This window comes from Citrobacter sp. Ce119 (genome assembly GCF_030334525.1).
Classification (GTDB): Bacteria; Pseudomonadota; Gammaproteobacteria; order Enterobacterales; family Enterobacteriaceae; genus Citrobacter; species Citrobacter europaeus.
Window position 1 is genome coordinate 1 of the sequence record NZ_JAOWDR010000046.1, and the last position, 5,251, is coordinate 5,251.

Sequence of the window (5,251 nt, forward strand, 5' to 3'; positions counted from 1 at the left end):
GCAACAACGCCCGCACCAACAGTACGGCCGCCTTCACGGATTGCGAAACGCAGACCGTCGTCCATCGCGATTGGGTGGATCAGGGTAACAACCATTTTGATGTTGTCGCCCGGCATTACCATCTCAACGCCTTCCGGCAGTTCGATGGTACCAGTCACGTCAGTAGTACGGAAGTAGAACTGCGGACGGTAGCCTTTGAAGAACGGAGTATGACGGCCGCCTTCGTCTTTGGACAGAATGTACACTTCAGATTCGAACTTGGTGTGCGGCTTGATAGAGCCCGGCTTAGCCAGTACCTGACCACGTTCGATTTCTTCACGTTTGATACCACGCAGCAGAACACCAACGTTCTCACCAGCACGGCCTTCGTCCAGCAGTTTGCGGAACATTTCAACGCCGGTACAAGTAGACTTAGCAGTGTCCTTGATACCAACGATTTCAACTTCTTCACCAACTTTGATGATACCGCGCTCTACACGACCGGTAACAACGGTACCACGACCGGAGATGGAGAATACGTCTTCGATAGGCAGCAGGAACGGCTTGTCAATCGCACGCTCTGGTTCTGGGATGTAAGAATCCAGGAAGCCAGCCAGTTCGATGATTTTCGCTTCCCACTCTGCTTCGCCTTCCAGCGCTTTCAGAGCAGAACCACGAACGATCGGAGTGTCGTCGCCCGGGAAATCGTACTGAGACAGAAGTTCACGAACTTCCATTTCTACCAGTTCCAGCAGCTCTTCGTCATCAACCATGTCGCATTTGTTCAGGAACACGATGATGTACGGAACGCCTACCTGACGACCCAGCAGGATGTGCTCACGAGTCTGCGGCATCGGGCCGTCAGTCGCAGCAACAACCAGGATCGCGCCGTCCATCTGCGCAGCACCGGTGATCATGTTTTTAACATAGTCGGCGTGGCCCGGGCAGTCTACGTGTGCGTAGTGGCGAGTCGGGGTGTCATATTCAACGTGAGAAGTGTTGATGGTGATACCACGTGCTTTTTCTTCCGGCGCGTTATCGATCTGATCGAATGCGCGAGCAGCACCGCCGTAGGTTTTAGCCAGTACGGTAGTGATTGCAGCGGTCAGCGTTGTTTTACCATGGTCAACGTGGCCGATAGTACCGACGTTAACGTGCGGTTTAGTACGTTCAAATTTTTCTTTAGACATCGATTGTCCCTCTAAGACACGGATAAATCGGTGATATCACCACATCAACCAGGCAATATGCCTGAGCTGTTGAATGCTTTTAAAAGTAAACAGAGAGAAACGGGAAGGAGAAGTGAAGTGGTGCTGATACCCAGAGTCGAACTGGGGACCTCACCCTTACCAAGGGTGCGCTCTACCAACTGAGCCATATCAGCACGTCTGGAGCGGGCAGCGGGAATCGAACCCGCATCATCAGCTTGGAAGGCTGAGGTAATAGCCATTATACGATGCCCGCATCCTGAAACTCGGCTACCCAGTTCTTTCTGTAACAAAAAAGAGATTTCTCTCTTTTCTGTTCGAGCTGATTAATTTTTTAACCAACTCAGGCGGCGATAACGCTGCCAGAAAGTGGTGGTGGGGGAAGGATTCGAACCTTCGAAGTCTGTGACGGCAGATTTACAGTCTGCTCCCTTTGGCCGCTCGGGAACCCCACCGGACTTGATGGTGCCGACTACCGGAATCGAACTGGTGACCTACTGATTACAAGTCAGTTGCTCTACCTACTGAGCTAAGTCGGCATCAAGTAGCGCGCATTTTATGGAGACATGCGCACTCATGCAACTAAAAAATTGCATAAAATGTTCTATCGCTCACATTTTGCACTATACGACCGATAAATAATCTATTTCCTCTTTAGATTGGACAAATTTCCAACGCCAGGCGCGTTCCCTGAGGGGCATTTTGCTCCGGCACGCAGTAATCAATAGAGAGAAAGTGCATCTTTATACATCTGGAATAGCCGTCACATTGCGTTTCAGGGGAAGATTTTTTCTTATTATTCCCTCCCATCTGGTGTTACCCTCCTGCCCATTGTCCAAATTAACTGAAATGTGCGTGCCATTGCGTACCGGGGATGATTTCGTTTTTTACCGCAGACCTGATATAGCAATGACAGCCAGACCATGCGTATGAGTATAAAAGAGCAAGCGTTAACGTCGCCTTACCTACAGTTTGATCGCAACCAGTGGGCTGCGCTTCGTGATTCCGTGCCGATGACCCTGACCGAGGAAGAGATTGCTCGTCTGAAAGGCATTAACGAAGACTTATCGCTGGAAGAAGTTGCCGAGATTTATTTGCCTCTATCGCGTTTGCTAAATTTTTACATCAGTTCGAACCTGCGACGTCAGGCTGTGCTGGAACAATTTTTAGGCACCAACGGCGAACGTATTCCTTATATTATTAGCATTGCTGGTAGCGTCGCTGTCGGCAAAAGTACAACTGCGCGTGTATTGCAGGCGCTGCTGAGTCGCTGGCCCGAGCATCGTAAGGTTGAGCTGATTACTACCGATGGTTTTCTTCATCCGAACCAGGTATTGAAAGAACGTGGGCTCATGAAGAAGAAAGGCTTCCCTCAGTCCTATGATATGCACCGTCTGGTTAAATTCGTTTCCGATCTGAAGTCTGGCGTCCCCAACGTTACGGCGCCGGTCTATTCTCATTTGATCTATGATGTGATCCCTGACGGTGACAAAACCGTTGCCCAGCCCGACATATTAATCCTCGAAGGGCTCAATGTATTACAAAGCGGGATGGACTATCCTCACGATCCACATCATGTATTTGTTTCTGACTTTGTCGACTTTTCTATTTATGTTGATGCGCCAGAAGAATTACTCCAGACGTGGTATATCAACCGCTTCCTGAAATTCCGCGAAGGGGCATTTACCAACCCAGACTCTTATTTCCATAACTATGCGAAATTGTCGGAAGACGAGGCAATCAACACCGCCACATCGCTTTGGAAAGAAATTAACTGGCTGAATTTAAAGCAGAATATTTTACCGACGCGTGAAAGAGCCAGCTTGATTATGACCAAAAGCGCCAATCATGCCGTTGAGCAAGTCAGGCTGCGTAAATAAATAAAAAAGGGGAGCCTCAGCTCCCCTTCTTATTATTCAGCACTTCTCAGCGATATTTCCCCACCCATCCAGGGTTTTATCACGCCATTTTGTTCAAGTAGTAATGCGCCTTGCGCATCTATTCCACGAGATATACCAAATATTTCTTTATCGCCAATAATGAGTTTTACCGGACGGTCGATAAAGTTGTCCAGCTTCTTCCAGCGGGACAGATACGGCGCCAGGCCCTCATGCTCAAACAGTATCAGGGCAGCGCGCAGCTCGCGGATCAACCGGGCAGCCAGAGTATTGCGGTCAATGTTAATACCCGCTTCCTGCAGGTTAATCCAGCCTTGATTAACCACATTCTCTTCAACCCGACGCATAGACATATTAATACCCGCGCCAATAACAATTTGCGCGGCATCGCCTGTCTTACCAGTGAGTTCAACCAGAATCCCTGCCAGTTTACGGTCGAGTAAATAGAGATCGTTGGGCCATTTTACACGGACTTTATCCGCACCCAGATCGCGCAAAACCTCAGCCATGACAATACCAATCACCAGGCTCAGGCCAATCGCGGCTGCCGGTCCTTGTTCCAGTCGCCAGAACATTGAAAGGTACAGATTGGCGCCAAAGGGAGAAAACCATTTACGTCCACGACGACCACGACCTGCATGCTGATACTCAGCGACGCAGGCATCCCCTGACTGCAGTTGACCAATTCGGTCCATCAGGTACTGATTGGTTGAATCGATAACTGGCAGGACCGTTATATTCCCGCCATCCAGTTGAGAATAAATACGCGATGAATCTAAAAGCTGGATAGGCTCAGGTAAGCTGTATCCTTTACCAGGGACCGTAAAGACATCAACCCCCCAGTCACGTAGCGTCTGGACATGTTTATTAATTGCCGCACGGCTCATTCCCAGCTTTTCGCCGAGTTGCTCACCGGAGTGAAATTCGCCATCGGCCAATAATGAAATAAGCGTCAGGGGGACGGTATTATCCTTCATGCAACGATCTCCACGGCATTCACTTCACCCTGCGGACCAATAAACCGGACTTCTGGCTCGAGCCAGACATTGAATTTCTCACCGACTTTTTGGCGTACGTGATGTGCAAGTTGCACCACATCCTGACTCGTCGCATGCTCTGCATTGATCAGCACGAGTGCCTGCTGCTGATGTACCGCTGCGCCACCAATGCGCATACCTTTTAGCTGGCACTGATCGATAAGCCAGCCAGCTGCCAGTTTCACAGAACCATCGGCCTGCGGGTAATGAGGCGCTGTAGGGAATTTTGCCAGGAGCTCCTGCGCAATATCTGCGGTGACAACCGGGTTTTTAAAGAAGCTTCCTGCATTACCGTTCACTTTTGGATCGGGCAGCTTTGTCGTGCGCATATGGCAAACAGAGTCAAAAACCTGCTGAGGTGTCACGGTGGCAGGATCCAGACGCGTCAGGTCACCGTAAGTCAAAACAGGCTGCCACTGTTTAGGCAAGCGCAGACCAACGGCGACAATAGCGAAACGATCCTGGTACTCATGCTTGAAGATGCTGTCACGGTAACCAAATCGACATTCTGCAGCGTTAACGCGCAGATGTTTGCCGGTCGAAAGCTCTACGCAGTCTACGTATTCACAGACGCGCTGCAGCTCTACGCCATAGGCACCAATATTCTGGATTGGCGATGAACCCACGCAGCCGGGGATAAGCGCCAAATTTTCCAGGCCAGGCATGTTGTGTTCCAACGTATAGCGCACCAACTGATGCCAGTTTTCACCCGCGCCTACGTGTAAATGCCACGCATCAGGTTGTTCAGTAATCTCTATCCCCTTGATACGGTTGACGATCACCGTTCCATGGAAGGTATCAAGAAACAGGACGTTACTCCCCTCGCCCAGGATCAGTACTGGATGATGTGATGCCTTGGCTGATTGCCAGGCATTCAATAATTGTTGCTCATTTTCGGCGCAGACAAGTTCGTTGGCTTGTTGATCGATGCCGAAGGTATTCCAGGCTTTAAGGGAGTGATTCATAGACGCTTTCCTGATGCAAAATCGCGCTTAGTTTACCGCATATGCCGCAGGATGGCTTGTGTTATGGAGGCTCAGGAACCACAGATAAAACAAAAGGCCCGGTCTTTCGACCGGGCCTTTCGCTTTTATTTGATGCCTGGCAGTTCCCTACTCTCGCATGGGGA

Annotated in this window: 4 protein-coding genes, 4 tRNA genes and 1 pseudogene; 2 read left to right on the forward strand and 7 right to left on the reverse strand. The window is 50.0% G+C overall.

The features are described 5' to 3' along the window. The 5 genes from tuf to OGV80_RS08745 form a co-directional block, all read right to left on the reverse strand. Positions 1–1,169: elongation factor Tu (tuf, locus tag OGV80_RS08725; protein ID WP_286454612.1), on the reverse strand; the 1,169-nt coding region annotated here is incomplete at its 3' end. A gap of 118 nt (positions 1,170–1,287) precedes the next feature. Continuing rightward, positions 1,288–1,363, reverse strand: a tRNA-Thr gene (locus tag OGV80_RS08730). Between the two features lie 5 nt (positions 1,364–1,368). After that, a tRNA-Gly gene (locus tag OGV80_RS08735) sits at positions 1,369–1,443 on the reverse strand. 114 nt (positions 1,444–1,557) lie between these two features. Continuing rightward, positions 1,558–1,642 (reverse strand) — tRNA-Tyr (locus tag OGV80_RS08740). 8 nt (positions 1,643–1,650) lie between these two features. Continuing rightward, positions 1,651–1,726, reverse strand: a tRNA-Thr gene (locus OGV80_RS08745). 19 nt (positions 1,727–1,745) lie between these two features. On the opposite strand from OGV80_RS08745, the pseudogene OGV80_RS08750 reads away from it, so the two are divergent. Continuing rightward, a pseudogene (locus OGV80_RS08750) lies at positions 1,746–1,826 on the forward strand (hypothetical protein); the annotation flags it as partial. 290 nt (positions 1,827–2,116) lie between these two features. Continuing rightward, positions 2,117–3,067, forward strand: coding sequence for a type I pantothenate kinase (coaA, locus tag OGV80_RS08755; protein ID WP_043018507.1), 951 nt, complete (start codon positions 2,117–2,119; stop codon positions 3,065–3,067). A 32-nt stretch (positions 3,068–3,099) separates the two neighbouring features. On the opposite strand, the gene birA is transcribed toward coaA, so the two are convergent. Both birA and murB read right to left on the reverse strand, forming a co-directional pair. Then, positions 3,100–4,062 (reverse strand): bifunctional biotin--[acetyl-CoA-carboxylase] ligase/biotin operon repressor BirA, encoded by a 963-nt coding sequence (gene birA, locus OGV80_RS08760; protein ID WP_043018016.1) that lies wholly within the window; start codon positions 4,060–4,062, stop codon positions 3,100–3,102. Continuing rightward, complete coding sequence (murB, locus tag OGV80_RS08765; RefSeq protein ID WP_043018015.1) at positions 4,059–5,087, reverse strand: UDP-N-acetylmuramate dehydrogenase; 1,029 nt, start codon at positions 5,085–5,087, stop codon at positions 4,059–4,061. The genes birA and murB overlap by 4 nt, the downstream gene beginning before the upstream one ends. Positions 5,088–5,251: the final 164 nt, after the last annotated feature.